Source organism: Arthrobacter sp. TJ-263, from assembly GCF_058269155.1.
Genome location: NZ_JBZCNE010000002.1, coordinates 743,073 through 768,239, shown reverse-complemented (window position 1 = coordinate 768,239; position 25,167 = coordinate 743,073). Strand labels below are relative to the sequence as shown.

The window sequence follows — 25,167 nt, the reverse complement described above, 5'->3', positions numbered from 1 at the left end:
GCCCGGCGGAGGGTGCAACAGACCCGACCGTCGATGGCGGGGATGAGAAAACGCTCGGCAGGCGCAGGTGGCGGGAGGTAGCGTGAGGTCATGCTCACCGTTCCCGAGAACTTCCCGCCCGCCTACATCACCTTCCTCGAAGGCCAGGACGAAGGTTTCGCCGAGACCGTGCTGATGGTGATGAAGCAGTCCGTCGCCGAAGGCAAGTACGGCATCCTCGTCAGCGATCAGGCCGTGGACCGGCAGGCCGAACTGTCGCAGGAGGTCCCTTTCGGCGAGGTCGTCGAGGGCGTCCGCTGACGCCGGTCCGCTACCTCTGTCGACTCCGCTGACGCCGGTCCGCCGACGCTGTCCGGGCCGAGCGGATCCGGACACGCAGGAGTACACGTCCACGAAGCGGGAGCTCGCACACGTGCGGTATGCGCCCGGAGGCCGTCAGTGGCCACTCACCGTAGGGATGCGGATCGGATCAGGTGCCGTCGCTGTCCTCGGAATCCGCGCCCTCGGCAGGGTCTTCCGCATGCACCCGGATGTCCGCGGGGTCGGCGGCGGTGTCACCCTCGGCCGGGGCCTCGTTGTGGATACGGTCGTCGTCGCCTGGAGTCTCTGACATGCGCTCATCCTCTCGGTTCGGGGGAACAGAAGCTCCCATGGCGTCAGTCTACGGATCCGGGGCCGGCAGGGTCCCGGTGAGGTTCCGCGTGACGCGCGGTCATCAGCATGCTTACGATCAGGGGGTGGAAGCCCTGGACGCCGCCCAGCCGTCCGTCGAACGCCCGCGGGCGGTCGCGGGGTCCGCCGCCGTGGGCCTCCTGGTGGTCGGGTTCGGTGCCGGCGTCCACGCCCTGTCAGGGGGTGCGCTCCCGGGCCTGCCGATCCTGGGTGCCCTCGCGGCCCTTGCCGTCCTGGCGGCCACGGTCGCCCGCCGGTCGCGGATGCCCGCGTGGGGGGTGCTGCTGCTGCTCGGCGCCGGACAGCAGGTGCTCCACTGGCTCCTCGGCGGGCTGGCGGACGGGGCCGTGGCGTCCGCTCCCGGCGCGGCCGTGGGCCATCATGGCGACGACGTGCCCGTCGGGTCGGCGGCCGGGCAGGGCCACTCCCCGGAGGTCATGCTCATGCTCCACACCCACCTGGCCGTGGCCCTCCTTCTCGGGTGGGCGGCCCTCCGCTGGTCGGGGCTCCGCGCATGGCTGGATCGTCGCCTGCTACCCGAGCGCCGGCCACGACACGCGAAGGGCGCCCCCGTCGAGTGACGGGGGCGCCCAACGGGTGCGCTGGTGCGGGCGCCGGCCGATGCCCGCCCGTGGTCTAGTTGGCGTCCGCCGAACCGTCGTAGAACGGGTAGTCCGTGTATCCCTCGGCACCCGTCGAGTAGAACGTGGCCGGATTCGGCTGGTTCTCCGGCAGGTTCTCCCGCCAGCGGCGGGCGAGGTCGGGGTTCGCGATGGCGGGACGGCCGACGACGACGGCGTCACCCACCCCGTCCTCGAGGATGGCGATGGCTTCGTCGCGATTGGTGATCACACCGAATCCGCTGTTGATCAGGACCGGTCCGCCGAAGCGCGCGCGCAGGTCCTGGACCAGATCCCCCGTGGGGTCGGCGTGGAGGACGCTCAGGTAGGCGAGTTTCAGCGGGGCGAGGGCGTCGACCAGCGTGCCGTAGGTCGCGTGGACGTCCGCGGCCTCCGTCTCGAGCGCGTCCTGGATGTTGTGCGCCGGGGAGATGCGCAGGCCGACCCTCTCCGCACCGACCTCGGCCACGACGGCCGTGACGAGCTCGATCAGGAACTGTGCCCGCTTCTCCGGCGAGCCGCCGTAGGCATCTTCGCGCTGGTTCGACTCGGGGGAGAGGAACTCGTGCAGCAGGTAGCCGTTGGCACCGTGCAGTTCGACGCCGTCGAACCCGGCGACGTCGATGGCCTTCCGCGAGGCGGTGACGAACTCCTCGATGATGCCCGGGAGTTCCCCGGTGCTGAGGGCGTGCGGCACCGGGTAGGGCTGCTTGCCGGTGCTGGTGCGCGTGACGCCGTCGATCGCGACGGCACTGGGAGCCACGACCTCGTACCCGCCGTTCGTGTCGGGATGGGTCACCCGGCCTGCGTGCATGACCTGCGCGACGATGCGCCCGCCGTCCGCGTGGACCGCGTCGGTGACGCGCTTCCAGCCTGCGAGCTGCTCGTCCTCGACCAGGCCGGGCTGGCCCGGGAAGCCCTGGCCGGCGTGGCTGGGGTACGTGCCTTCGCTGACGATCAGGCCGAGGGAGGCGCGCTGCCGGTAGTGCTCGACGACGAGGTCGCCCGGGATGCCGGCGTCACCGGAGCGGACCCGGGTGAGTGGCGCCATCACCACGCGGTTGGGGAGTTCGAGCGTGCCGAGCGTGAGGGGGGAGAACAGTTTCACGAGGTCCTACTTTCCGGTCGATGTCTAGTGGCGGCAACCGGCGCGCCTCGGAGCGTATTCCGGATGTGTGCTGCCTCACGGGAACGGCGAAGCCCCGAGGGCGGACCCCCGGGGCTTCGTGCTGCATCGCGCGGTGAGCGCTATTCGATGCCCTGCTCGTCGATCGCGCTCAGCGGCGACCCGCCGCGGTTGGCGGGATCGTCGCTCGCGTCGACCTCGTCGTCCTCCATCATGCCGAAGTCGACGTCGGCCGCGGCCTCGCCCAGCATCGGCTCCTCCGGCGGGTACTGCTCGTCGCCGTGCTCGTACCGGGCCTCGGCCGTCTCCGTCCGGAGGGTCTGGTCGCTGAGGACGCCTTCCTCGCCGACCACGGCGACACCGTTCTCGTCGGCGACGGTCCCGGCCACCCCGGGCTCGTCCTGCAGGAGGGGATCCTCCTGCCAGCGGTCCGGGTTGTCTTCCGCTGCGCCGTCGTAGCTGTCCGGCCGGCCCTCGAGGACCGGGTCGAAGGCCTCCGGAGCGAGCGCGTCGTTCGGCACGTCGGGCTCTTCGCCCACGATGGTCAGTTCCTCATCGGGAAGGTTCTCGGTCATCTTGTCTGCCTTTCGTCGGTGCTGCGCGTCGTCGATCATCAGCCTACTGATGAACCGCTCCGGGCGACAGCTCGTGCCGCCGCCCGGACCGTCGCGGACCTGGCCGGATGGAGTGCGCTAGACGTGGTCACGCCAGCTGTGCCGGGGCTCGTACCCCAGCACCCTGCGGGCCCTGTCGATGGAGAGGAGTGTCTCGTGCTCGCCCACCTCGCGCGTCAGCGCGACGCCCGGGAACACCTCGGCCGCCAGGTCCGCGCTGGCGCGGCTCATGACGGTGTCGGCGGCCGCGATGATGAAGCGGTCGAAGCCCGGCGCCGCGTTCTCGAGGGCCTTCGCCACCGCCTGGGCGCCGTCGCGCCCGTCGATGTACCCCCACAGGTTCCACTTCCGGGCGGTCGCGTCCGCGTCGAAGGACGGGAACTCGGCGTAGTCCTCCGGGTCCATGACGTTCGAGAAGCGCAGCGCCGTGATGCTCAGCTGCGGATCCCAGCGCGTCAGCTCGATCGCCAGCTGCTCCTCGAGGTGCTTGACGAGGGAGTAGGTGCTCTCGGGCCGGGCCGGGTATTCCTCGTCCACCGGGATGTACGGGGGCGGGGTGTCGAACGGGAGTCCGAGGACGGTCTCGCTGGACGCGTACACGACCCGCTTGATGCCGGCCCGCCGGCAGGCCTGGAAGACGTTGTAGGTGGCGGCCATGTTGTTGTGGAACGTCGCGGCGTCCGCCTGGAGGCCCGGAGCCGGGATGGCTCCGAGATGCACGACGGCGTCGAGGCCGGAGTGGCGGTCGTCCACGCCGAGGAGCGCGTCGACGACCTGCCCGTAGTCCCTCAGGTCGATACGGAGGAACGTCGGGGTGCGCTCGCCGTACTGGTCGAGCTCGAGGACGGTGTGCCCGGCCTCGCGCAGGCCGCGGACGACGCTCCGCCCCAGCTTCCCGTTGGAGCCCGTGACCGCGACGTTCAGCGGGCTGGTCGCAGTCGCCATCAGACCGGTCGCGTCTCGGGGGAGACGGTCTTGGCGACGTCCGTCTCGGCCAGGTCGCCGATCGCATCGTCGATCGCCCTCAGGACGTCGTCCTCGAGCTTCACGCCGGCAGCGGCGGCGTTCGACTCCACCTGCTCGGGCCGGGAGGCGCCGATGATCGCCGAGGCGACGTTCCTGTTCTGCAGCACCCAGGCGATGGCCAGCTGGGCCATGGTCAGGCCCACGCCGTCGGCGATCGGTGCGAGCTTCTGCACGCCCGTGAGCACCTCGTCGCTCATCCAGCGCTTGATCATGTCGGCGCCGCCCTTGTCGTCCGAGGCCCGCGTACCCTGCTCGGGCTGAGCACCCGGCGTGTACTTGCCGGTCAGCACGCCCTGCGCGACGGGTGACCAGACGATCTGCGACAGCCCGAGCTCCTCGGAGGTGGGGACGACGTCGCCCTCGATGACACGCCACAGCATCGAGTACTGGGGCTGGTTGGAGATGAGCTGGAAGCCGAGGTCCTTCGCGAGGGCGTGGCCGTCACGGATCTGCTGGGCCGTCCACTCACTGACGCCGATGTACAGGGCCTTGCCCTGGCGCACGATGTCCGCGAACGCCTGCATCGTCTCCTCGAGGGGCGTCTCGTAGTCGTACCTGTGTGCCTGGTAGAGGTCCACGTAGTCGGTCTGCAGGCGCTGCAGCGATCCGTCGATCGATTCCATGATGTGCTTGCGGGACAGCCCGACGTCGTTGTGTCCCTTGGGGCCGGTGGGGCCCCAGACCTTCGTGAAGATCTCGAGCGACTGGCGCCGCTCGCCCTTGAGTGCTTCGCCGAGGACCGTCTCCGCCGCGGTGTTCGCGTACACGTCCGCGGTGTCGAAGGTGGTGATGCCGACGTCGAGCGCTGCGCGCACGCACCGGGTGGCGACGTCGTTCTCCACCTGCGATCCGTGGGTGAGCCAGTTGCCGTAGGTGATTTCCGAGATCTTGAAGCCGCTGTTGCCGAGGTATCTGAAGTCCATATCGCCGATGCTAACCACCCGGACCCTGCGAGTACAGGAAGTCCGGTTCCTCAGGCAACCAATGCGTCACACGACGCGGAGGGGTGATGCGCAGCCGCTAGACTTGAGCCCGTCCTTCGGTTGCCACCACCAGTGAATGAGGAATCTTGGCCGACTTCAGCGCTCGTTTCGCCACCGGAACGGAGCAGCGGGACTGGGACTCCCTCGTGATGACGAACCCGGGCGGGGGCAACATCCTCTCCTCCTTCGCGTTCGCGGAGGTGAAGTCCCACCACGGCTGGCGGCCGCGATTCGTGGTCCTCGAAGGCCCCGGATACACCACGCACAATCTCGTCCTGGAGAAGAAGGTCCCCGTCATCGGGGCGCTGTGGTACCTGATCAAGGGCCCCGCGGTCACCGACGCCGCCCACGTGCCCGCTGCGGCGCGCGCCGTCGCCGACCTCGCCCGCAGGGAGGGGCACAACGTCTTCGCGATCAAGGTGGAACCGGACCTCGTGGACGGTCCGGAGGTGCGGGAGGCCTTGCAGTCGGCGGGGCTCGTCAAGACCTTCAACCTGCAGCCCAACGACAGCACGGCGCTGCTGGACACCACCCCGGACGCGAACCAGCTGCTGCGGAACCTCCACTCACGCGGTCGCAATGCGATCCGCAGGGCCATCCGGGAGGGCGTCGAGGTCCGGCGCATGGAGCCGACGCAGGAGACCTTCGAGGCCATGTACTCGCTCATGGCGCACATCGAGGATCGCTCGACCGCCCGGATGCGCTCGTTCGAGTACTACAGCCGCTTCTGGCAGAACTTCGTCGACGCAGGGCAGGGCCGCTTCTACTTCGTGTACGAGGACGGGCAGCCCTCGGTCGGTGCCTTCGTGGTCAACTACGGCACCAAGGGCACCTACAAGGACGGCGGGTCCCGACCGGGGAGGACCCAGTACGGGGACTCGCATCTCGTGCAGTGGCGGGCCATCACCGATCTCAAGGACGAGTTCGGGATCGTCGAGTACGACTTCTGCGGCACCCCGCCGGGCGACCGGTTGAAGGACAAGGACCACCCGTTCCACGGCCTCGGGCTGTTCAAGACGAGTTTCACCAAGACGGTGACGGATTTCGCCGGTTGTTACGACCTCGTGGTCAGCGGCTGGAAATATCGTGTGTGGAACACGATCGCGGAGCGTGTGGCGCGCCAGATCCACTGGCGACGCACGCATCAGCCGTTCTACTGAGCAAGGGCCCGCAGAGGGCGCTGTGATCGACGCATGAAAGGCCGCTGTGACAGACGGTTCGACCCCGGCGGACGGGCTCCTGCCCCCTGATCCGTCGCCCGTGGCGGAGGCACTCCCGGTGATCCAACGCCCGTTCGACCCGTCCGACGACGAGAAGCGTCAGCTGGCGGCGGGCAAGGGAGGTGCCGTCAGGAAGGGCGCCAGGGCCGGGGCTCCACCGAAGCGCCCGGCGTCGGAACCGAGGGTCCCCCGGTCGTCCCGCCAGCGGCAGCCCGCCGCGAGCCCCACGGACGCGCTTCCGACGACACCGCGGAGCGTGCCGTCGTCGAGCCGGTCCAACGCGGCGGCTCGGAACGTGCTCCGCCGCCTCGTGCAGGGCGAAGCTCCACCCACCCAGGCGATGAGCATCGTGGAGCGGCTCGCCGGCAGCCCCTACGCGAACCCGATGATCCAGGTCGGGGGCCCCGACGCCGGTGCCCGCAAGGCCCTCGATTTCGCCCTGAACCTCGCCGAGACCATGTTCCGGTACGGCGCGGGCGCCCTGGAGGTGGAGACGAGCATCATCGCCGTCACCGCTGCGTTCGGCCTCGACCACATCGAGGTGGACATCACCAACCAGTCCGTGATCATCAACTACTCCGCGAAGGACCAGACGCCGACGACGGTGCTGCGGGTGGTCCGTTCGTGGACGAACAACTACGCAGGCCTCACGGCCATCCATCGGCTCGTCTCGGACATCGCCGACGGCGGGGTCTCCCGGACCGAGGCCGCCCAGCGACTCGACGAGATCACCCACCGGCCCAAGCCCTTCCCCCGCTGGATGGTGACCGCCGCCTTCGGCATCTTCTCCGCCGCCATCGTGGCCTTCGTCGGCGGGACCCTGCTCGGCTCGCTGGTCGGCTTCATCAGTTGCATCCTCGTCGACCTCGTCAGCCGCAAGCTGGGGGAGTGGCGCGTCCCGGAGTTCTTCTCCGTCGCCACCTCTGCCGCGCTGATCACCCTGATCGCGATGCTGTTCTGGTGGCTCGAGGTGCCCATCACGCCGGCGCTGGTGGTGGTGGGCGGCATCCTGCTGCTCCTGCCGACGGGTCGGCTCGTCTCGGCCACACAGGACGCCATCAACGGGTTCCCGGTCACGGCCGCAGGCAGGTACCTCTCCGCGATCCTCGTCTTCGCGGCGCTCGTGGCCGGGATCGCCGTCGCGCTCGTGGCCGGATCAGCGATCGGGATCCCCGAACTCGAGGTGTTCGAATCGTCCGGCAGCCAGTACCCGTGGCCGCTGGTCGCGGTGCTCGTCCTCATCGCCGTGGCCATGATCTGCATCGCCGAGCAGACCGACGTGAAGCTCGTGCTCCCCACGTCGCTCGTCGCCGTCGCCGGGTATCTCCTGATGATCAGTGCCGTCGCGGCGGGCGTCGGGTACCGGTTGGCGCCGGCCCTCGCCGCCGTCCTGATCGGTGGACTCTCGCGCGTCGTCGCCCTCCGCCTGGGTGCCCCCCAGCTCGTGGTCGCGGTTCCCGCGGTGCTGTTCCTCTACCCCGGGCTGTCCATCTTCCGCTCGATGTACATGCTCACCATCGAGTCGGAGATCGTCTCCGACGGCGCGCTCGGCCTCTTCAACGCCCTGACGGTCGTACTGGCGATCGCGGCGGGCGTGGTCCTCGGCGACAACCTGGCGCGGCCGTTCACGCGGAAGCTCAGCTCCGACGAGCGGCAGCGGAACCGGCGGCGATAGCCGCACACCTCGGGATGCCGCGCGGCGACGCCGTCGCCCCGCGGGGCCGCGTCAGCCGGTCCGGCCCGCCGTGTGCGTCCAGTCGATGGGGTCGGCGCCCTGCCGGGTCAGGAGTTCGTTGGCGCGGGTGAAGGGCCGGGAGCCGAAGAACCCGCGGGAGGCAGAGAGCGGGCTGGGGTGCACCGACTCGACCGTCGGCGTCGGGCCGAGCAGCGGCTTGAGGCGGAGTGCGTCCTTGCCCCACAGGATGGCCACGAGCGGCCCGCCCCGCGCCACGAGGGCGCGGATGGCGGCGTCGGTGACCTCCTCCCACCCCAACCCCCGGTGCGACGCCGCCTCGCCGGCGCGGACCGTCAGCACACGGTTGAGCAGGAGGACACCCTGCTCGGCCCAGCCGGACAGATCGCCCGATGCGGGCGGCTGCGCGCCCACGTCGGAGGCGAGTTCACGGTAGATGTTCGCCAGGCTGCGGGGGATCGGCCGGGTCCGCGGATCGACGGCGAAGCTGAGCCCGACGGCGTGCCCGACCGTGGGGTACGGGTCCTGCCCCACGAGAACCACCCGGACGCCGTCCAGCGGCGTGGTGAAGGCCCGGAGGATCCGGGTGGCATCGGGCAGGACCCGGCGTCCGCCGTCGAGGTCCTCCGCCAGGGACACCGCGAGGCGGTGGAGGACGGGCTCCACCGGCTTGAGCGCGGCCGCCCAGTCGGCGGGAACGAGGTCCTCGATCCGGGCCGGGGCGGCGAAGGGGAAGACCGAGGGGTTCGGGGCCGGGTGCCCGTCGGTCCGGGGTTCCGCGGTGCCGGTCCCGCGGCCGCCCGCAGGCGTGTCCGGCAGGTCGAACAGAGTGGGGTCGGCGGAGGTCATGACCCCATTCTCGCCCGGGCAGCCGGATCATATCGTCCGAATGACAGTGTTGTCATTCCCGATTATCATGGGATGACAGTTATGACCGCTGACGGAAGGCACAAAAGAGATGGCCGAGCCACAGCGGCATTCGGATGACGCGACGTCCGGGACGGACGACCGGCTGGCCCTGGGCGACCGCGAGCAGCGGATGCTCGCCCTCGAACGCGAATGGTGGAAGTACTCCGGCGCCAAGGAGCAGGCCATCCGGGATCTCTTCGGCCTGTCCGCCACGCACTACTACCAGGCGCTCAACGCCCTCATCGACACCGAAGCGGCCCTCGCCCACGATCCGATGCTCGTCAAGAGGCTGAGGCGCCTCCGGTCCACCCGGCAGAAGGCACGCTCGGCCCGCCGGCTCGGCGCGGACATCTAGCACGTCCCGCCATTCTCGACGAGCGAAGGACCACCCCCATCCATGACTGATCACCCACGGGACGAGTTCGACCGCGTCCCGGCATCGTCCGCGCGCCAGGGAGTCCACCGCGAGCGGCTCATCACGGCACGGTCCAACGGCCTCGCCCTCAAGATCGCCGCGGGGGTCCTGGCGCTCCTGGTCGGTCTGGGGTCGTTCTTCCTTCTGCCCCGCCTCGGCTTCACGGGAGCGGCCGACGCCGGCGTGACGCCGACGTCGAGCCCCGGAGCCTCCGCGACGTCGGAACCCTCGGGCACCGCATCCGCCGGAGCCACGAGCGGGCCGGGCGGGACCGCGACCGACGGCGCGTCCGCGGACGCCTCCGAGGGCGCGGACGCCGCGGACCGGGCCCAGACCGTCAACGTCCTCAACGGCACGGGGACGCCGGGCCTGGCGGCCGTGGCGGCCGGTCGGCTTGCTTCGGCCGGATGGACGTCCGCCCTCCCCGGGAACTGGGCCGGTGTCCCCGTGGACGCTTCCGTGGTCTTCTACAACGGCGAGGAGCAGCGGACCGACGCGGAAGCCGTGGCCGCGGACCTCGACATCGCGAATCTCGTCGAGAGCGTCGGTATCTCGCCGGCCATCTCGGTGGTCCTCGGCCCCGAGTTCCAGTAGCCGGCGGACCCTGCAGGGCGTCCGGGGCAGCGTCCGCCGGGCAGCGCCGGAGGCCGGCCCGCCGACGACACCGTCGGGTCGGGGCACAGCGGCCGGGGCCGTTCGGCGCCCGACCTGCCGGCGCGTCGGTCCCTCCTGCGCGGCGGACTCCTCAGGGTCCGGACCGCCTGCTGACGACGACACTGTGCCTCCCCGGACACGTGGTCCGCTCGACCTGTGCCCTTGCGGATGTCCGCACCACGGCATCAGGACATCACCGGCCGGACGCCCTGACGATCCCCACCGGGTGGCCCAGGCGGGTTGCACTCATAGGGTGGGAGTGCTAATTATTGAGTTAGCACTCGCGCGCGCAGACTGCTAAGACTGTGCGTGGCGCGTGAAGCAGGCAAACCTCTGTGGTGGGGGTGGAGCAGGAACGTGAAAGAGATCGTTCCGGCTTCATCCGGCCGTCGCGGGCACCACACGCAGGCAAGCATTCACATGCTGAAATGCAACCGTCCCGAAAGGACCTAAGCCGTATGGCCAAGATCATTTCTTTTGATGAAGAGGCCCGCCGCGGCCTCGAGCGGGGCCTCAACATCCTCGCTGACGCCGTCAAGGTGACCCTCGGCCCTCGTGGCCGCAACGTCGTGCTCGAGAAGAAGTGGGGTGCCCCCACCATCACGAACGACGGCGTGTCCATCGCCAAGGAGATCGAACTCGACGACCCGTTCGAGAAGATCGGCGCCGAGCTCGTCAAGGAGGTCGCCAAGAAGACGGACGACGTCGCAGGCGACGGAACCACCACCGCCACCGTGCTCGCCCAGGCCCTGGTCAAGGAAGGCCTGCGCAACGTCGCAGCCGGCGCCGACCCCCTGAGCCTCAAGCGCGGCATCGAGAAGGCCGTCCAGGCCGTCACCGAGGAACTGCTCGCCTCCGCCAAGGAGATCGAGACCAAGGAGGAGATCGCTGCCACGGCCTCCATCTCCGCCGGTGACGACGAGATCGGCGCCCTCATCGCCGAAGCCCTGGACAAGGTGGGCAAGGAAGGCGTCATCACGGTCGAGGAGTCCAACACCTTCGGGTTGGAGCTCGAACTCACCGAGGGCATGCGCTTCGACAAGGGCTACATCTCGGGCTACTTCGTCACCGACGCAGAGCGCCAGGAGACGGTCCTCGAGGACCCCTACGTCCTGATCGTGAACTCGAAGATCAGCAACGTGAAGGATCTCGTCGCAGTCCTCGAGAAGGTCATGCAGTCGGGCAAGCCCCTGCTCATCATCGCCGAGGACATCGAAGGCGAAGCCCTCGCGACCCTCGTGGTCAACAAGATCCGCGGCACCTTCAAGTCCGTCGCCGTCAAGGCTCCGGGCTTCGGTGACCGTCGCAAGGCGCAGCTCGCCGACATCGCCATCCTCACCGGTGGCCAGGTCATCGCCGAGGAGGTCGGCCTCAAGCTCGAGACCGCTACCCTCGACCTGCTCGGTACCGCCCGCAAGGTCGTCGTGACCAAGGACGAGACCACCATCGTCGAGGGTGCCGGCGACGCCGACGCCATCGCCGGACGCGTGGCGCAGATCCGCGCCGAGATCGACAACTCCGACTCCGACTACGACCGCGAGAAGCTGCAGGAACGCCTGGCCAAGCTGGCCGGCGGCGTTGCAGTCATCAAGGCCGGCGCCGCAACGGAGGTCGAGCTCAAGGAGCGCAAGCACCGCATCGAGGACGCCGTCCGCAACGCGAAGGCTGCCGTCGAGGAAGGCATCGTCGCCGGTGGTGGCGTGGCCCTCATCCAGGCCGGCGCCAAGGCGTTCGCCAACCTCAAGCTCACGGGCGACGAGGCGACGGGCGCGAACATCGTCCGCGTCGCCATCGACGCACCGCTCAAGCAGATCGCCTTCAACGCCGGCCTCGAGCCCGGCGTCGTCGTCGACAAGGTCCGTGGCCTGCCTGCAGGCCACGGCCTGAACGCTGCCACCGGCGTGTACGAGGACCTCCTCGCCGCCGGGGTGAACGATCCCGTGAAGGTCACCCGCTCGGCCCTGCAGAACGCAGCGTCGATCGCAGGCCTGTTCCTCACCACCGAGGCCGTCGTGGCCGACAAGCCGGAGAAGGCAGCTCCTGCCGGCGGCGGCGACGACATGGGCGGCATGGGCGGCATGGGCGGCTTCTAGCCCCACCGCCTGCGCGGCTCCCGCGCACAGCACGCACGGAGGGCGGCACTCCCGGACAGGGGTGCCGCCCTTCGCATGCGCCCCGGCGGTGCCCGGCTCAGCTCATGAACATCCGCGCGTTGCTCTGCTCGGCATCGGCGTACTGCTGGGTGGCGACGTTCAGGGCTGCATTGATGCCGGTCAGCGACTCCTCGACCTGCTGCTGCGTGGCCCGCCACTGCAGGATGAGTTGCTGGAAATTGGTGGCCGCCTGCCCCGTCCAGAGCCCCTCCAGTTCGCGGAGCCCGGCCTGCATGGAGTCCACCTCCGCCTGCAGCCTCCCGATGGTGCCCTGTACCTGGCTGCTCTTGGCCGCCAGGCTATCAGTGTCCACGTTGAAGAATGCCATTCCGTCCTCCTGTGCTCGCGCTTCCTTGACGCGCTCGACGCTAGGGCACGCACCGGGACGATCAGCGGGCGTCGCGGCGTTTGTGGACAACGGGCTTCGTCGGCGGGGCCTGGGGCGGGGTGAGGCCGTCCGGGACGGCCGGGTGCTGGTCCGAGCCCGGGTCCCGGGGCGCGTCCGTCACCGCCTCACCGGTCGCGGCGTCCTGCTCCGGCGCTCCCTCATCGGTGAGGTCCCCGTCGAGGGGGACGTGCGGAAGCCGGATCGACAGGGTAGCGCCCCCGCCGGGGGTCTCCTCGAGCCTGACCGTGCCGTCGTGCTGGGCCACCAGCGCGGCGACGATCGCGAGGCCGAGGCCCGTGCCCCCGGTCTCGCGGTGCCGGGAGGTGTCCGCGCGGTAGAAGCGCTCGAAGACCTTGGCGGCGTCGTCCTCCGAGATGCCGGGACCGTGGTCGCGCACCTCGAGGACGGAATCGCTGTGGCCGTGCAGGACGGGAGCGACGCCGACCGCGATCTCGATCGGCGAACCGGCGGGCGTGTACCGCAGCGCATTGGTCATGAGGTTCGCGACCACCTGGCGGAGCCGGGCCTCGTCCCCGCGGGTGGGGGCGGACCGGGGGCTGCCGCCGTCGAGCCCGATGACGGTGACGGTGCGATCCGGGGCGGTGGCCCGCGCGTCGAAGGCGGCGTCATGTCCGAGTACCGTGAGGTCCACGGGCTTCACGTCGGGCCGGCGCTGCTCGTCGATCCGCGCGAGCGTCAGCAGGTCCTCGACCAGCTGGCCCATGCGGATCGCCTCGCTCTCGATCCGGCCCATCGCGGCCGCGACGTCCTCGTCCTTCTGCAGGGCGCCGTGCCGGTACAGCTCCGAGTAGCCGCGGATGGTGACGAGCGGTGTCCTCAACTCGTGGGACGCGTCGGCGACGAACCGCCGCATCTTGGTCTCCGACGCGGTGCGGGCGGCGAAGGCCCGCTCGATGTGCGCGAGCATCGCGTTGAGGGACCGGGAGAGCCGCCCGATCTCCGACGCGGGGCGTTCGACGGCGACGCGGCGGGAGAGGTCGCCGGTGGCGATCGCCGCCGCCGTCCGCTCCACCCGGGCGAGTGGTGCGAACTGCCGCGTCACCGTCACGAAGGCGATGAGCGAGGCGAGGGCCGTCGTGACGAGGCCGGAGGTGAAGATGATCTCCTTCGCCTCCTGCACCGATTCGTTCACCGTGTTCAGGCGGGAGGCGATCGCGAGGTACCCGTCGGTGTTCGCGAACCTGAAGATCCGCACGCGCCACCCCTGGCTGTCGGCGTCGGTGCTGGGCACGTCGAAGCCGGCGCCGTCGAGGTCGATGATGCGTTCCTGCGTCATGCCCCCGAGGTCCGGTACGTCGAGGGCGTCGTCGGACTGGTTGGCCACCACCACGCCGCCGTCGCTGTCGAGCAGCGCGGCGTAGTACCTCAGCACGGCGCCGTCTGCCTGGGGCTCGGTGGAGTAGATGTCGTTCGCGACGGTCCTGGCGTTGTTCCACAGGTCCTGGTCGACGCGGTCCACCAGGCCGTCCCGCAGGAGGGAGACGGTGGCGAGGCCCGTGATGCCCACCGTGACGATCATCAGGAGCATGATGATCGCCACGAGCTGCGAGCGGAGCGACGCCGCGTTCCAACGCTTGACCAAGTCGCCGGTGCTACCGCTTGTCAGCGGTGCGCAGCAGATAGCCCACGCCCCGCTTGGTCTGGATCAGGGCGACGGCGTCGGGGTTCCTGTCGATCTTGCGCCGCAGGTAGGAGATGTAGGACTCGACGATCGACGCGTCGCCGTTGAAGTCGTACTCCCAGACGTGGTCGAGGATCTGGGCCTTGGACAGGACGCGGTTCGGGTTCATCATGAGGTACCGCAGGAGCTTGAACTCGGTGGGGGAGAGCTCGATGGTCTCCCCGTTGCGCCGGACCTCGTGGGCGTCGTCGTCGAGTTCCAGGTCGGCGACGCGGATCACGGCGTCGTCGTCCTCGAGCGGGTGCGTGCGGCGCAGGACGGCGCGGATGCGCGCGACGACCTCGTCGAGGCTGAACGGCTTCGTCACGTAGTCGTCCCCGCCGACCGTGAGGCCCGTGACCTTGTCGTCGGTGTCGTCCCGGGCCGTCAGGAAGACCACGGGGAAGTGGCGTCCCGCGGCGCGGAGCCGCCGCGTGACGGTGAAGCCGTCCATGTCGGGGAGCATGACGTCGAGCACGGCGAGATCGGGATTGTGCGTCTCGGCGGCGGCAAGGGCTTCCCGGCCGTTCGCGGCGGCGACGACGTCGAAACCGGCGAAGCGCAACGACGTCGAGAGGAGTTCACGGATGTTCGGTTCGTCGTCGACGACCAGGAGTTTCGCTTCGGGGACCGTTTTTTTCACCCTCCCAGTATCCGCACTCCGCCTGTGAGTTGGCTGGACTGCTCCTGTACGCCTGCTGGTCAGTCCCTGGGTCCCTTGTCCCCGATGGCCGCCGCATCGAGGATACGGTACGCATAGCCCTGTTCGGCCAGGAAGCGCTGGCGCTTCGCCGCGAAGTCCTGATCGAGGGTGTCACGGGCCACGACGGTGTAGAACCGGGCCGCCCGCCCGTCCGCCTTCGGGCGCAGCAGCCGTCCGAGGCGCTGGGCCTCCTCCTGGCGTGACCCGAACGAGCCGGACACCTGGACCGCGACGGACGCCTCCGGGAGGTCGATGGAGAAGTTCGCCACCTTCGACACCACGAGCACGGTGATCTCCCCGGCCCGGAAGGCGTCGAAAAGCCGCTGCCGCTCCTTCACGGGGGTCTCGCCCTTGATCACGGGGGCGTCGAGGCGCGCCGCGAGGTCGTCGAGCTGGTCGATGTACTGGCCGATGACGAGCAGCTGCTCGCCCCGGTGCGCCGCGACGAGCTTCTCCACCACGTCGGACTTGGTGTCCGACGTCGCGCACAGGCGGTACTTGTCGCCGTCGTCGGCCATCGCGTAGGCGACCCGCTCGTCCCGCGGCAGGTCGACGCGCACCTCCACGCAGTCCGCGGGGGCGATGTACCCCTGCGCCTCGATGTCCTTCCAGGGCGCGTCGTAGCGCTTCGGCCCGATGAGTGAGAAGACCTCGCCCTCGCGGCCGTCCTCCCGGACGAGCGTCGCGGTGAGGCCGAGCCGCCGGCGGGCCTGCAGGTCCGCGGTCATCTTGAAGATCGGCGCCGGGAGGAGATGCACCTCGTCGTACACGATCAGGCCCCAGTCGTTGGCGTCGAGCAGCTCGAGGTGCGGGTACAGGCCGCCGCGCTTCATCGTGAGGACCTGGTACGTCGCGATCGTCACCGGGCGGACCTGCTTCACCGCCCCGGAGTACTCCCCGATCTCGTCCTCCGTCAGGGATGTCCGCTTGAGCAGCTCGTCCTTCCACTGCCGCGCGGACACCGTGTTGGTGACGAGGATCAGTGTGGTGGTCTGGCTCGTGGCCATGGCGGCGGCGCCCACGAGGGTCTTCCCCGCGCCGCACGGCAGGACGACGACACCCGAGCCGCCCGACCAGAAGTTCTCGACCGCGAGCTTCTGGTACGGGCGCAGCGTCCAGCCCTCCTCGTCGAGCACGATCGGGTGCGGTGTCCCGTCCACATAGCCCGCGAAGTCCTCCGCCGGCCACCCGAGCTTCAGCAGCAGCTGCTTCAGCTGCCCGCGCTGGGAGGAGTGCACGACGACGGTCTCGCCGTCGATCCTGGGCCCGAGGAGGGGCTGGATCTTCTTCGCGTGCAGGACCTCCTCGAGGACGGGATAGTCCGTGGTGCGCAGCACGAGGCCGTGCTGCGGGTCCTTCTCGAGCCGGAGGCGCCCGTAGCGGGACATCGTGTCCTCGATGTCGATCAGGAGGGCATGCGGCACCGGGAAGCGGGAGTACGTCAGGAGGGTGTCGAGGACGTGCTCGGCGTCGAGTCCGGCGGCGCGGGCGTTCCACAGCCCGAGGGGCGTGAGCCGGTAGCTGTGCACGTGCTCGGGCGCACGCTCGAGTTCGGCGAACGCGGCGATCGCGTGGCGCGCCTCGGTGGCCTGCTCGTGGTCCACCTCGAGCAGGATGGTCTTGTCGCTCTGGACGATCAGCGGCCCGTCAACCATCGGCGGCGCTCCCTTCGAGGATCTCCACGTCCATGACGCGGTGTACGGACACGACTTTCTCCACCTGGTTCTCGGGATCGAACACCCGCAGGCGGCCTCCCGACACCGAGAGGGGAACAAGGACCTGGCGCACGTGATTCCCCTCGCTGTCCGCGGTGCCGAGGCGGATCCTGCTGCGTGACCGGATGGCCGCGCGGAGCGTCTCCAGCCCGAGCAGCGTCTCGCTGTCGGCGGCCCCCGCCGGATCGGCGGTCGCGGGGCCCGGGGTGCGGAGGGCGGCCAGCTGCGCCGTGATCTCCTCCTCGGCGACGGACCACGGGTTGAGCCGCGACCGGAGCTGGTCCGGCGCCCTGCCGGGTGAGGACGGTTCGACCGGCCCGGCGGGCGTGGGTCCGACGGCGGTCACGGGGTCCGACGCCGGGGCGAAACCGAGGTCGCGCAGGAGACCGGTCAGCTCCTGGGCGGAGGCGGGGGACACCAGCACGGTCGGTGCGATCTGCACGATGCCGAGCACCGCGGCGCGCGGGTCCGCCAGGACTGCGGCGGCGACGGCGTCGTCCTCCGTGCGCAGGTAGCTGCCGGCCCGGCCCACCCGGAGACCGCCGTACCGGGACGCGGTGTCCTCGACGAGATACGTCAGGGCCTGCGGGATCTCCGTGGCGGAGTGCGTGCGGAGGAAGTCGAGGATGGAGGGGGCGTCCTCCCCGGCGTCGAGCGCGGTACGGAGGGAGTCGGCGGAGAAACGGTAGGTCGTGGCCGGTCCCTGACCCTCGGGGGTGGACATGCGCAGGAGGCCGCGCGCGACCGCGGGCTGCAGGTACCCGGGGGCGACGGCGGTGAGATCGGCCTGCAGCACCACATGGGAGACAGGGGCCGGCAGGGCGTCCCGCACACCGAGGGCGGCGTCCCCGAAGCGGCCCTCGGCGACGAGCCTGCCGGGCCCGGAGAGCGCGCCGCCGCCCGTCAGCCCGAGCGCGGCGGCCTCCGTCAGCATGCCGGGGACGAGCCGGGAGAAGCGCCGGTGCAGGCGCGGCTGGTGCCAGGTGGCGAGCCCGACGACGGCCTGCTCGGTCAGGACGCGGACGGTGCCGGCCGCTCCGGACCCGACCGTGCCGGGCGCGTCCGCGGGGGTGTCCGACAGTTCGAGGGCGACGGACAGGAGCCGCCGGCGCACCATCGGGGCGTCGGGCCGGGACGCCTCCGCGGCGAGGGCGTTGACGGACGTGCCGTCCGGCAGCTTCGATCCGACGAGCGCCGGGGCGCGGTCCACGGCGAGCCATCCCTCGACGAGCAGCTGCCACTGGGCGTCCCGGTCCAGCGTCTCCCAGGCATCGGGCTGGGCGGTCTTCCAGCGGGAGTCGTCCGGATCGAGGACGAGGAGTCCGACGGCGGCCGCGAGTTCGAGCAGCCAGGCGGCCTCGCCGTCGCTGCAGTGCACTGCCTCGCGGACGCGCCGGAGCTCGCGCACGCCCACGCCGCCGGAGCGGAGGGTGGAGACGGGGGAGCCGGCGACGACCGCGAGCAGGGATCCCACCTGTCGCAGGGTTTCCGCGATCGCGCCGAATGCCGCGTTGTCACGCAGCGTCGCCCGGGTGGTCCGCGCATCGGTGGACGGCGGGTCCCGATCGAGGGACGCGAAGACGGCGTGGCCGCGGACGGCCCTGCCGACGCCGCGGGGGAGCTCGACGTGGAGGGCGTCCAGCGGTGCCAGCAGGCAGCGGTCCAGGAGCCACTGCACGGCAGGCGGGGCACCGCCGGCACCTCCGGTCGCCGTCGAACCGACCGGGGTGTCACGGAGGCGGGCGAGCAGGGCCTCCACGCCTTCGGGGGCACCGGCCATGAGCCGGTCCCAGGCCTCCGGGTCCGCAGTCACCCCATCCAGCACCCGCGCGGCGGCGGCCGACGTTCCCGCCTCGTGCCCGGAGTCCGGGGCGAGGACCGCGGCGGCGCGGACGAGCGCGGGACCGAACCGCGGGATGGAGCGGGCGAGGGTCCGGAAGGAGCGGCCGAGGCCCGCCGGGTAGGGCGCCACGGCGTCGGCCATCGCTCCGACGGGCAGGAAGCCCTCCGCCGCGGACCCGACGACGAGGGCGCGCCGGGCGAGGTCGTCGAGGAACGCCTCGACGGCGTCGGTGCTTCCCTGCGACAGGGCGGCGGCGAGACGGGCGGACGGCACCGCGGCGCCGTCGTCCTCGGTGAGGACCACGAGGGCCTCGAGGACCTGGAGCTGGGGCCGCGTGATGTTGTCCAGTGCCCGCTGCAGGCTCGTGCGCGAGGACGCCCGGGCGGCGAGCGCGGCGAAGTCCGGCACCGGGGGAAGGATGAGGTCGGGCCGGACGGTGAGGAGGCGGCGCAGGTCGTCATCGCTCCGGAGGGCCAGCTGATCGGCCAGTGCTCGGATTGCGGACATCACCCCAAGATTACCCGGCGCCGCTGACACGGCGCGTGGTCAGGTGCGCGCCTTGTGACGCCCGTCGTACGGCGTGCAGCGCTCGGATCGGTCGTGGTCTCAGGAGTTCCGGCGGGAGATGACGGACCGGACGAGCAGCGAGACCATCAGGAGGAACGCGATCGGGAGGCAGAAGTAGCTGGCCAGCACGAAGCCGGGCCATACGTTGCCCTGCAGGAAGGCCGTCATCAGGATGGCCGCCAGGGACACCAGGCCGACGCCGGCGAAGGCCACCGCGAGGACCATCACCAGGAACCGGCTCCGCGACGACCGTCCGGGTGCACCGCCCGGCACCGCTGCGTCGCCGGGATGGTCGGAAGTGGGGTTCGTGGCCGGTTCGTCAGGGGTCATAGCCGTCCCAGACTACAAGAACCGCGGCGGGCCGCTCACGACGCTATACCCTAGGAGACACAGACTTCCCGGCGGCAGCAGTCCGCCTGGGTGCCAGGCGGCCTGCGTGGACCGGGCCAGGGCCGCCGGTGACACCGCCCGGTACAGCCAAGAAGAGGTAGACGACGTGCCCATCGGCAAAGTGAAGTGGTTCGACGCGGACAAGGGATTCGGATTCCTGGCCACGGACGACGGCAAGGAAGTGTTCCTGCACGCCTCGGCCCTGCCGGCGGGCGTGACCGAGGTCAAAGTGGGCACGAAGCTGGAGTTCGGCGTCGCCGACGGGCGTCGCGGCCCCCAGGCCCTCTCCGCGCGTATCCTCGAGCAGCCTCCCTCCGTCGCCAGGGCAACCCGGAAGAGCGCCGACGACATGGCCGTCATCACGGAGGATCTCATCAAGCTGCTCGACGGCGTCTCCAACGGTCTCCGCAAGGGGCGCTACCCGGAGAAGGCGCACGCGGCGAAGGTCGCGGCGGTCCTGCGCGCGGTTGCCGACGACCTCGACGCGTAGGCTTCGATCATGACCCCGAGCAACCTGGACGCCGTCGACGGCGCGCCGTCGACCGACATCGAAGCGACCGCCGAGGGCACCGACGTACCCGCCGTCGCCGAGGCCGCGCGCAAGCCCCGGGTGACCCGCCGCATCCCGAAGACCGACTCCGTACTCGAAGCCGCCGTGGAGCGGGCGCGTCAGGGAGTGCTGGAGATCGCCCCCGAGGCGCAGGTGGGACGCCATGTGTCGGCCGTGATCGAGGGAGAGCGCCTGGTCACCCACCGGTTCGAGGCCTTCGTGCCCGGATACGGCGGATGGCAGTGGTACGCGAGCGTGGCCCGCGTGGCGCGGAGCAAGGACGTGACGGTCTGCGAGGTGGGGCTGCTGCCCTCCCCGGCCTCCCTGCTGGCACCCGAGTGGCTGCCCTGGTCCCAGCGTGTGCGTCCCGAGGACTCGCCGCAGGACGAGGCGTCGCCGTCGGATGCTGCTGCAGGCTCCGGGGCGACCGACGGAACAGGTGCTGCCGACGGGTCCGGCACCGCCGATGCGGCCGTCACTGCCGGCACTGCCGTCACCGCCGATACGGGCGGGACCCCGGTGGCCGGCGAGGACGATCCGGAGGCCTCCGCCGCGGGACGGCCCGACGCCGAGTGATCCACGTGTGGTGCCGGAGCGGAAGGGGAGGGGCGTGAGCACCTTCCGGTCCCTCGGTATCCACAACTACAGGCTCTGGTTCATCGGGGCGCTGGTCTCCAACATCGGCACGTGGATGCAGCGGACCGCGCAGGACTGGCTGGTCTACGACATCCTGACCGAGCAGAACGCGTCGGCGCTCGGCATCGTCATGGCCCTGCAGCTGGGGCCCCAACTCGTCATCGCCCCGTGGGCGGGCCTCATCGCGGACACCGTCGACCGGCGGAAGCTCCTCGTCACCACGCAGGTGGCCATGGCGCTGCTGGGCGTCGGCCTCGGACTGATGGTCCTCCTGGACGTCGCCGCCCTCTGGCACGTCTACGCCTTCGCCCTCGCGCTCGGCGTCGTCTCGGCCTTCGACGCCCCCGCCCGGCAGGCGTTCGTGTCCGACCTCGTGCGCGACGACTACCTCCCCAACGCCGTGGCGCTCAACAGCGCCTCCTTCAACGGGGCACGCCTCGTCGGTCCCGCCATCGCGGGACTGCTGACCGCGGGCGTAGGGCCCGGCTGGGTGTTCATGATCAACGCGCTGACGTTCGGTGCGATGGTCTACGTGCTGCTGGCGATGCGCAGCTCGGAACTGAACGCGCAACCGCGGCCGGTGCCGGGCAAGGGGCGCATCAGGGCGGGCTTCCGCTACGTGCGGCACCGGCCGGACCTCATGATCGTGATGCTCGCGATCTTCATCGTCGGCACTTTCGGACTGAACTTCGCGGTGTTCATCGCCGCGATGGCGCGCACCGAGTTCGGCCAGGGCGCAGGGGTCTTCGGCGTGCTGTCCTCGGTGATGGCGGTGGGCTCCGTCGCGGGCGCGCTGCTCTCCGCGCGGCGCGACAGGCCGCGCCTGCGATTCATCTTCGGCGCCTCGGCGGCCTTCGGGATCGCGTGCGCGCTGGCCGCCCTGGCCCCCACCCTGTGGCTCTTCGGGCTGGCGCTCGTGCCCGTGGGCCTGTTCGCACTCACGCTCATGACCAGCGCCAACGCCTACGTCCAGACCACCACGGAGCCGGCCATGCGCGGGCGCGTCATGGCCCTGTACTTCGCCATCTTCCTCGGGGGGACGCCGCTCGGAGCGCCGGTGGTGGGGTGGGTCTCGGACATGTTCGGCCCGCGGTGGAGCCTCGGGGTCGCGGCGGCGTCCGGGCTGATCGCCGCCGGGGTGGGAATCTTCTGGGCATGGCGTTACCACGACGTGCGGCTGCGCTACGACCGCTCGGCGCCGAGGCGCCTGCGCATCGACCACGAGGCCGGAGCGTCCGACCCCACGCCGTAGGGGGGTCACCGCGGAGCAGGCCCGACTGCGGGGGTCGGCGCGGCGGACCGGATCCCCGGATGTACGGACCTACAGGAGGTTCTCGACCACGTGGTCGATGCAGCCGATGAGGGCCGAGACGTCGTCGGGCTCGATGGCCACGAAGGTGGCCACGCGGAGCTGGTTGCGCCCCAGCTTCCGGTACGGCTCGACGTCGACGACCCCGTTGGCGCGCAGGATGGCGGCGATCCGGGCCGCGTCCACCGCCTCGTCGAAGTCCACCGTGACGATCACGTTCGAGCGGTCCTCGGGACGGGTCACGTAGGGGCGCGCCACGGGGGAGGCCTCCGCCCAGCGGTACAGCCGCCCCGCCGAGTCCGCCGTCCGGGCCGCCGCGAAGGGCAGGCCACCCTGCGCATTGAGCCACTGCACCTGGGCCTCCAGCGTCACGAGCGTCGAGAGCGACGGCGTGTTGTAGGTCTGGTTGAGGCGCGAGTTGTCGATGGCCGTCTGCAGGTCGAGGAAATCCGGGATCCAGCGGTCGCCGGCGGCGATGCGCGCCGCGCGCTCCAGCGCGGCGGGGGAGAACAGGCCGAGCCACAGGCCGCCGTCCGAGGCGAAGTTCTTCTGCGGCGCGAAGTAGTAGACGTCCGCCTGGGAGACGTCGACGTCGAGCCCGCCCGCTGCGGAGGTGGCATCGACGACGACGAGGGCTCCGTCGTCGGCGCCCTCGACCCGCCGGACGGGTGCTGCAACGCCGGTGGAGGTCTCGTTCTGCGGCCAGGCATAGACATCGACGCCGGCCTCCGCCGCCGCCTCCGGCCGGGTGCCCGGCTCACTCGTGAGGACGCTGGAGGCGTCGAGGAACGGTGCCTTGTTCGTGGCGGACGCGAACTTGGAACCGAACTCCCCGAAGGAGAGGTGCTGGGCCTTCCGGTCGACGAGCCCGAACGTGGCGACGTCCCAGAAGGCCGTCGAGCCGCCCACACCGAGGACCACCTCGTACCCGTCGGGGGCGGCGAAGAAGGCGCGGAGCCCTTCGCGGACGCGCCCCACGAGGTCGCGGACCGGGGCCTGGCGGTGGGAGGTCCCCAGGAGGGAGGTGCCGGCCGCGACGAGGGCGTCGACCTGACCGCTCCGGACCTTCGACGGACCTGCACCGAAGCGGCCGTCCGAGGGGAGGAGGTGTGCGGGGATGCGGGATGATTCGCTCAAGGGGGCTCCAACTCTGGGACGGGGGTGCAGACCTCAATTCTGCCCCAGCGGCCGATGGCCCTCCATTTGTTAACGCCCCCGGGGAGGACGCTTCGGCAGCCCGGGCACGGCCGGCCCCAGGATTGCCGGGCCCGTGATGCCATGCGTTAACCTTGGGAGGCGTGGGGCGGAACCGGGCCGATGGCCGCACCCCTCACCGGCGTGAGGCAGTCCAGCCGCGCACCCGCACCGCACCAAGGAGCTGAACCGCATGACGGACCTCATCGACACCACCGAGATGTACCTGCGGACCATCCTTGAGCTCGAGGAAGAGAACATCGTCGCGCTCCGTGCGCGCATCGCCGAGCGGCTGCGCCACTCCGGCCCCACCGTGTCCCAGACCATCGGCCGGATGGAACGCGACGGCCTCGTGGTCGTCTCCGGTGACAGGCACCTCGAGCTCACCGAGACCGGCCGGCGCCGCGCCACCGGCGTGATGAGGAAGCACCGTCTCGCGGAGCGCCTCCTGAGCGACGTGATCGGACTCGACTGGGCATACGTGCACGACGAGGCGTGCCGCTGGGAGCACGTCATGAGCGAGCGCGTGGAGCGCCGACTGTACGAGCTCCTCGGCAAGCCCTCGGACTCTCCCTACGGCAACCCTATCCCCGGCCTGGCGGCCATCGGCGGCGTGGAATCGGAGCTGTTCACGGACGGCGTGGTCACGCTGCTGTCCGCGATGGCCACTTACACGCCCGGCAGCCTGGTCACGCTCGCGCGCCTCGCCGAACCCATCCAGGTGGACCCCGAACTCCTCACCCAGCTCGACGAGGGCGGGCTGCGCCCGGGCGCACGGCTCAGTCTCGAATCGGTGGGAGGGTACGTCTCCGTGCGCGTCCCCGGTGTCGAAGGTGCCCTCGAACTGCCGCCCGAGGTCGCCTCGCACGTCTTCGTCTCCGTCGGGGACTGACCGCCTCCCGAGACCTTCGTCACCAGAAACACACCGTTCCGTGATCGGAATGTGACATATCTCGTGGTGTGTTGTAGCGTTCGAAATGTGCCGGGCTCGCTCTGGATCCAGCACCCTCCTGCAAATCGCCTAGCTCTGCCATTGCCGGAGGTTCGTCCGCACCATCGCATGGCAGAGGCGGGGGAACCAATTCTGGGTCTCTGAGAAGAGATCCTTGGGGTTAAGTCGCTGTTCACGCAGCGGCCGGGTGACTCCCATCCGAATCCGACAGCTCACCTCGCAGGCGTTGGGAGAGGTCTCCAACGTGTCCATCAGCTCTTCGCCGGGCCGCCACCGCGCGCCCCGGAACATCAGTCCGCTGACCGGTCTGTCCGCCGCCGTCGCATCCAATGCCGGATCCGTCGGTCGCCAGGCCGCCGTCATCGTCGCAGCGTCAGGCCTCGTCCTCACCGCCGGTCTGCCGGCCCACGGGACCGCAGGGGCAGAGCGCGAGGTGCAGTCCTCCGCGACCCTGGGCATCGATCGTGTGGTGACGGCCGCGGTCACCGTGCCGGCCACGGCGACGGTGTCCTTCGACCGCGTCGCCGTCGAGGTGGAGGCCGCCCCGAAGCCCGTCGAGGCAGCCCCCGTCGAGGCCCCGGCCATCGAGGAGGCTCCCGTGGAGGTTCCGCCGGTCGCCGTCCCGGCCCCGCCCGCTGCCGCCGTCGCCCCGGTCGAGGCTGCTCCCGTGGTGGCACCGACCGCCGCCGTCGCCCCCGTTGCCGTGGTCGCACCGGCCCCCGCTGCCCCGGCTGCCGTCGCTCCCGTCGTCGCAGCCCCCGCTGCCGTCGCTCCCGCTGCCGTGGGCGCGCCGGCCCCCGTCGCTGCGGTGCCCGCCGCCCGGAGGCCGGCTCCCGCCCCGTCCTCCGGCGTCGCCGCCGGCCTGGTCGGTTCGGCGTACTCGCAGATCGGCGTCGCGCAGGACTGCACCGCCATGGTCGAGAAGGCCCTGCGCTCGGTCGGCAAGTCCGTGGGCGACCTCGCTCCCGGCCAGTTCTTCCAGTTCGGCGCCGTCGTCGGATCGCCCGCTCCCGGTGACCTCGTGATCACGGGCGGCCATGTCGCGATCTACGTCGGGAACGGCCAGGTCGTCAGTGGCGGCCTCAACGGCATGAACACCGGCCTGCACAACCTCTCAGACCTTCCCGGCGCCGGCTTCGTCCGCGTCCGCTAGC

General features: G+C 70.7%; 25 protein-coding genes and 1 riboswitch. Of the genes, 12 read left to right on the top strand and 13 right to left on the bottom strand.

Features of this window, described 5'->3' with window-relative positions; all coding sequences use genetic code 11:
- Positions 1 to 90: 90 nt before the first annotated feature.
- Complete coding sequence (locus AC4D2F_RS14090) at positions 91 to 300, top strand: hypothetical protein (protein ID WP_104168765.1); 210 nt, start codon at positions 91 to 93, stop codon at positions 298 to 300.
- Positions 301 to 469: 169 nt separating this feature from the next.
- Here the strand turns inward: AC4D2F_RS14090 and AC4D2F_RS14085 are convergent, their stop codons facing one another.
- Positions 470 to 613 carry a hypothetical protein gene (locus AC4D2F_RS14085; protein ID WP_490911075.1) on the bottom strand — a complete coding sequence of 48 codons (144 nt, stop codon included), beginning with the start codon at positions 611 to 613 and terminating at the stop codon, positions 470 to 472.
- A gap of 124 nt (positions 614 to 737) precedes the next feature.
- On the opposite strand from AC4D2F_RS14085, the gene AC4D2F_RS14080 reads away from it, so the two are divergent.
- Positions 738 to 1,253: a hypothetical protein gene (locus AC4D2F_RS14080; protein WP_490911074.1), complete on the top strand. Its 516-nt coding sequence runs from the start codon at positions 738 to 740 to the stop codon at positions 1,251 to 1,253.
- Between the two features lie 55 nt (positions 1,254 to 1,308).
- Here AC4D2F_RS14080 and AC4D2F_RS14075 read toward each other — a convergent pair whose 3' ends face one another.
- The 4 genes from AC4D2F_RS14075 to AC4D2F_RS14060 all read right to left on the bottom strand — a co-directional run bounded on the left by AC4D2F_RS14075 (position 1,309) and on the right by AC4D2F_RS14060 (position 4,981).
- The gene (locus tag AC4D2F_RS14075) at positions 1,309 to 2,400 is read right to left on the bottom strand and encodes an alkene reductase (RefSeq protein WP_490911073.1); all 1,092 of its coding nucleotides are present in this window, start codon (positions 2,398 to 2,400) and stop codon (positions 1,309 to 1,311) included.
- Between the two features lie 140 nt (positions 2,401 to 2,540).
- On the bottom strand, positions 2,541 to 2,993 hold the full coding sequence (locus AC4D2F_RS14070) for a hypothetical protein (RefSeq protein ID WP_104168849.1): 453 nt from the start codon (positions 2,991 to 2,993) through the stop codon (positions 2,541 to 2,543).
- 117 nt (positions 2,994 to 3,110) lie between these two features.
- Positions 3,111 to 3,956 carry an NAD-dependent epimerase/dehydratase family protein gene (locus tag AC4D2F_RS14065; RefSeq protein WP_104168848.1) on the bottom strand — a complete coding sequence of 282 codons (846 nt, stop codon included), beginning with the start codon at positions 3,954 to 3,956 and terminating at the stop codon, positions 3,111 to 3,113.
- A 20-nt stretch (positions 3,957 to 3,976) separates the two neighbouring features.
- Positions 3,977 to 4,981 carry an aldo/keto reductase family protein gene (locus tag AC4D2F_RS14060; RefSeq protein ID WP_490911072.1) on the bottom strand — a complete coding sequence of 335 codons (1,005 nt, stop codon included), beginning with the start codon at positions 4,979 to 4,981 and terminating at the stop codon, positions 3,977 to 3,979.
- A gap of 146 nt (positions 4,982 to 5,127) precedes the next feature.
- Here AC4D2F_RS14060 and AC4D2F_RS14055 point away from each other — a divergent pair, with 146 nt between their 5' ends.
- Together AC4D2F_RS14055 and AC4D2F_RS14050 are read left to right on the top strand one after the other, a co-directional pair.
- Positions 5,128 to 6,201, top strand: a complete 1,074-nt coding sequence (locus tag AC4D2F_RS14055) for a lipid II:glycine glycyltransferase FemX (protein WP_104168761.1) — start codon at positions 5,128 to 5,130, stop codon at positions 6,199 to 6,201.
- 46 nt (positions 6,202 to 6,247) lie between these two features.
- Positions 6,248 to 7,936: a threonine/serine exporter family protein gene (locus AC4D2F_RS14050; RefSeq protein ID WP_490911071.1), complete on the top strand. Its 1,689-nt coding sequence runs from the start codon at positions 6,248 to 6,250 to the stop codon at positions 7,934 to 7,936.
- Positions 7,937 to 7,987: 51 nt separating this feature from the next.
- On the opposite strand, the gene AC4D2F_RS14045 is transcribed toward AC4D2F_RS14050, so the two are convergent.
- Positions 7,988 to 8,803 carry a uracil-DNA glycosylase gene (locus AC4D2F_RS14045; protein WP_490911070.1) on the bottom strand — a complete coding sequence of 272 codons (816 nt, stop codon included), beginning with the start codon at positions 8,801 to 8,803 and terminating at the stop codon, positions 7,988 to 7,990.
- 109 nt (positions 8,804 to 8,912) lie between these two features.
- Here AC4D2F_RS14045 and AC4D2F_RS14040 point away from each other — a divergent pair, with 109 nt between their 5' ends.
- The 3 genes from AC4D2F_RS14040 to groL all read left to right on the top strand — a co-directional run bounded on the left by AC4D2F_RS14040 (position 8,913) and on the right by groL (position 12,025).
- Positions 8,913 to 9,218, top strand: a complete 306-nt coding sequence (locus AC4D2F_RS14040) for a DUF3263 domain-containing protein (protein WP_104168759.1) — start codon at positions 8,913 to 8,915, stop codon at positions 9,216 to 9,218.
- Between the two features lie 42 nt (positions 9,219 to 9,260).
- Positions 9,261 to 9,872 (top strand): LytR C-terminal domain-containing protein, encoded by a 612-nt coding sequence (locus AC4D2F_RS14035; protein ID WP_490911069.1) that lies wholly within the window; start codon positions 9,261 to 9,263, stop codon positions 9,870 to 9,872.
- A 518-nt stretch (positions 9,873 to 10,390) separates the two neighbouring features.
- The gene (groL, locus tag AC4D2F_RS14030; RefSeq protein ID WP_104168757.1) at positions 10,391 to 12,025 is read left to right on the top strand and encodes a chaperonin GroEL; all 1,635 of its coding nucleotides are present in this window, start codon (positions 10,391 to 10,393) and stop codon (positions 12,023 to 12,025) included.
- Positions 12,026 to 12,122: 97 nt separating this feature from the next.
- Here the strand turns inward: groL and AC4D2F_RS14025 are convergent, their stop codons facing one another.
- From AC4D2F_RS14025 to AC4D2F_RS14000, 6 genes are all read right to left on the bottom strand, one after another.
- The gene (locus AC4D2F_RS14025) at positions 12,123 to 12,413 is read right to left on the bottom strand and encodes a WXG100 family type VII secretion target (protein WP_490911068.1); all 291 of its coding nucleotides are present in this window, start codon (positions 12,411 to 12,413) and stop codon (positions 12,123 to 12,125) included.
- 61 nt (positions 12,414 to 12,474) lie between these two features.
- A complete protein-coding gene (locus AC4D2F_RS14020) occupies positions 12,475 to 14,076 on the bottom strand; it encodes a sensor histidine kinase (RefSeq protein ID WP_490911067.1) in 1,602 nt (533 codons plus the stop codon).
- 10 nt (positions 14,077 to 14,086) lie between these two features.
- Positions 14,087 to 14,797: a response regulator transcription factor gene (locus tag AC4D2F_RS14015; protein ID WP_104168755.1), complete on the bottom strand. Its 711-nt coding sequence runs from the start codon at positions 14,795 to 14,797 to the stop codon at positions 14,087 to 14,089.
- A 59-nt stretch (positions 14,798 to 14,856) separates the two neighbouring features.
- Positions 14,857 to 16,512: a DNA repair helicase XPB gene (locus tag AC4D2F_RS14010; protein WP_490911066.1), complete on the bottom strand. Its 1,656-nt coding sequence runs from the start codon at positions 16,510 to 16,512 to the stop codon at positions 14,857 to 14,859.
- A complete protein-coding gene (locus AC4D2F_RS14005) occupies positions 16,505 to 18,922 on the bottom strand; it encodes a helicase-associated domain-containing protein (RefSeq protein WP_490911065.1) in 2,418 nt (805 codons plus the stop codon). Before AC4D2F_RS14005 ends, AC4D2F_RS14010 begins: the two co-directional genes overlap by 8 nt.
- A 99-nt stretch (positions 18,923 to 19,021) precedes the next feature.
- On the bottom strand, positions 19,022 to 19,312 hold the full coding sequence (locus AC4D2F_RS14000; protein WP_490911064.1) for a hypothetical protein: 291 nt from the start codon (positions 19,310 to 19,312) through the stop codon (positions 19,022 to 19,024).
- Positions 19,313 to 19,478: 166 nt separating this feature from the next.
- Here AC4D2F_RS14000 and AC4D2F_RS13995 point away from each other — a divergent pair, with 166 nt between their 5' ends.
- From AC4D2F_RS13995 to AC4D2F_RS13985, 3 genes are read left to right on the top strand one after another with little or no spacing between them, the layout of a single operon-like run.
- Complete coding sequence (locus AC4D2F_RS13995; RefSeq protein WP_104168751.1) at positions 19,479 to 19,862, top strand: cold-shock protein; 384 nt, start codon at positions 19,479 to 19,481, stop codon at positions 19,860 to 19,862.
- A gap of 9 nt (positions 19,863 to 19,871) precedes the next feature.
- Positions 19,872 to 20,498 (top strand): DUF3027 domain-containing protein, encoded by a 627-nt coding sequence (locus AC4D2F_RS13990; RefSeq protein WP_490911063.1) that lies wholly within the window; start codon positions 19,872 to 19,874, stop codon positions 20,496 to 20,498.
- Between the two features lie 34 nt (positions 20,499 to 20,532).
- A complete protein-coding gene (locus AC4D2F_RS13985) occupies positions 20,533 to 21,810 on the top strand; it encodes an MFS transporter (RefSeq protein WP_490911062.1) in 1,278 nt (425 codons plus the stop codon).
- A 69-nt stretch (positions 21,811 to 21,879) separates the two neighbouring features.
- Here AC4D2F_RS13985 and serC read toward each other — a convergent pair whose 3' ends face one another.
- Positions 21,880 to 23,004: a phosphoserine transaminase gene (serC, locus tag AC4D2F_RS13980; protein ID WP_490911061.1), complete on the bottom strand. Its 1,125-nt coding sequence runs from the start codon at positions 23,002 to 23,004 to the stop codon at positions 21,880 to 21,882.
- A 250-nt stretch (positions 23,005 to 23,254) separates the two neighbouring features.
- Between serC and AC4D2F_RS13975 the strand changes: the two genes are divergently transcribed.
- Both AC4D2F_RS13975 and AC4D2F_RS13970 read left to right on the top strand, forming a co-directional pair.
- Positions 23,255 to 23,953 carry an iron-dependent transcriptional repressor DtxR gene (locus AC4D2F_RS13975; RefSeq protein ID WP_490911060.1) on the top strand — a complete coding sequence of 233 codons (699 nt, stop codon included), beginning with the start codon at positions 23,255 to 23,257 and terminating at the stop codon, positions 23,951 to 23,953.
- A 132-nt stretch (positions 23,954 to 24,085) separates the two neighbouring features.
- A riboswitch (cyclic di-AMP (ydaO/yuaA leader) is annotated at positions 24,086 to 24,253 on the top strand.
- A gap of 4 nt (positions 24,254 to 24,257) precedes the next feature.
- The gene (locus AC4D2F_RS13970; protein ID WP_490911059.1) at positions 24,258 to 25,166 is read left to right on the top strand and encodes an NlpC/P60 family protein; all 909 of its coding nucleotides are present in this window, start codon (positions 24,258 to 24,260) and stop codon (positions 25,164 to 25,166) included.
- Position 25,167: the final 1 nt, after the last annotated feature.

Excerpts from the sequence above, each read along its gene's own strand:
- AC4D2F_RS14090 (WP_104168765.1), top strand. The coding sequence starts at position 91 with ATGCTCACCGTTCCCGAGAACTTCCCGCCCGCCTACATCACCTTCCTC.
- AC4D2F_RS14085 (WP_490911075.1), bottom strand. The coding sequence starts at position 613 with ATGTCAGAGACTCCAGGCGACGACGACCGTATCCACAACGAGGCCCCG.
- AC4D2F_RS14070 (WP_104168849.1), bottom strand. The coding sequence starts at position 2,993 with ATGACCGAGAACCTTCCCGATGAGGAACTGACCATCGTGGGCGAAGAG.
- AC4D2F_RS14060 (WP_490911072.1), bottom strand. The coding sequence starts at position 4,981 with ATGGACTTCAGATACCTCGGCAACAGCGGCTTCAAGATCTCGGAAATC.
- AC4D2F_RS14045 (WP_490911070.1), bottom strand. The coding sequence starts at position 8,803 with ATGACCTCCGCCGACCCCACTCTGTTCGACCTGCCGGACACGCCTGCG.
- AC4D2F_RS14040 (WP_104168759.1), top strand. The coding sequence starts at position 8,913 with ATGGCCGAGCCACAGCGGCATTCGGATGACGCGACGTCCGGGACGGAC.
- AC4D2F_RS14035 (WP_490911069.1), top strand. The coding sequence starts at position 9,261 with ATGACTGATCACCCACGGGACGAGTTCGACCGCGTCCCGGCATCGTCC.
- groL (WP_104168757.1), top strand. The coding sequence starts at position 10,391 with ATGGCCAAGATCATTTCTTTTGATGAAGAGGCCCGCCGCGGCCTCGAG.
- AC4D2F_RS14025 (WP_490911068.1), bottom strand. The coding sequence starts at position 12,413 with ATGGCATTCTTCAACGTGGACACTGATAGCCTGGCGGCCAAGAGCAGC.
- AC4D2F_RS14010 (WP_490911066.1), bottom strand. The coding sequence starts at position 16,512 with ATGGTTGACGGGCCGCTGATCGTCCAGAGCGACAAGACCATCCTGCTC.
- AC4D2F_RS14005 (WP_490911065.1), bottom strand. The coding sequence starts at position 18,922 with ATGTCCGCAATCCGAGCACTGGCCGATCAGCTGGCCCTCCGGAGCGAT.
- AC4D2F_RS14000 (WP_490911064.1), bottom strand. The coding sequence starts at position 19,312 with ATGACCCCTGACGAACCGGCCACGAACCCCACTTCCGACCATCCCGGC.
- AC4D2F_RS13990 (WP_490911063.1), top strand. The coding sequence starts at position 19,872 with ATGACCCCGAGCAACCTGGACGCCGTCGACGGCGCGCCGTCGACCGAC.
- AC4D2F_RS13975 (WP_490911060.1), top strand. The coding sequence starts at position 23,255 with ATGACGGACCTCATCGACACCACCGAGATGTACCTGCGGACCATCCTT.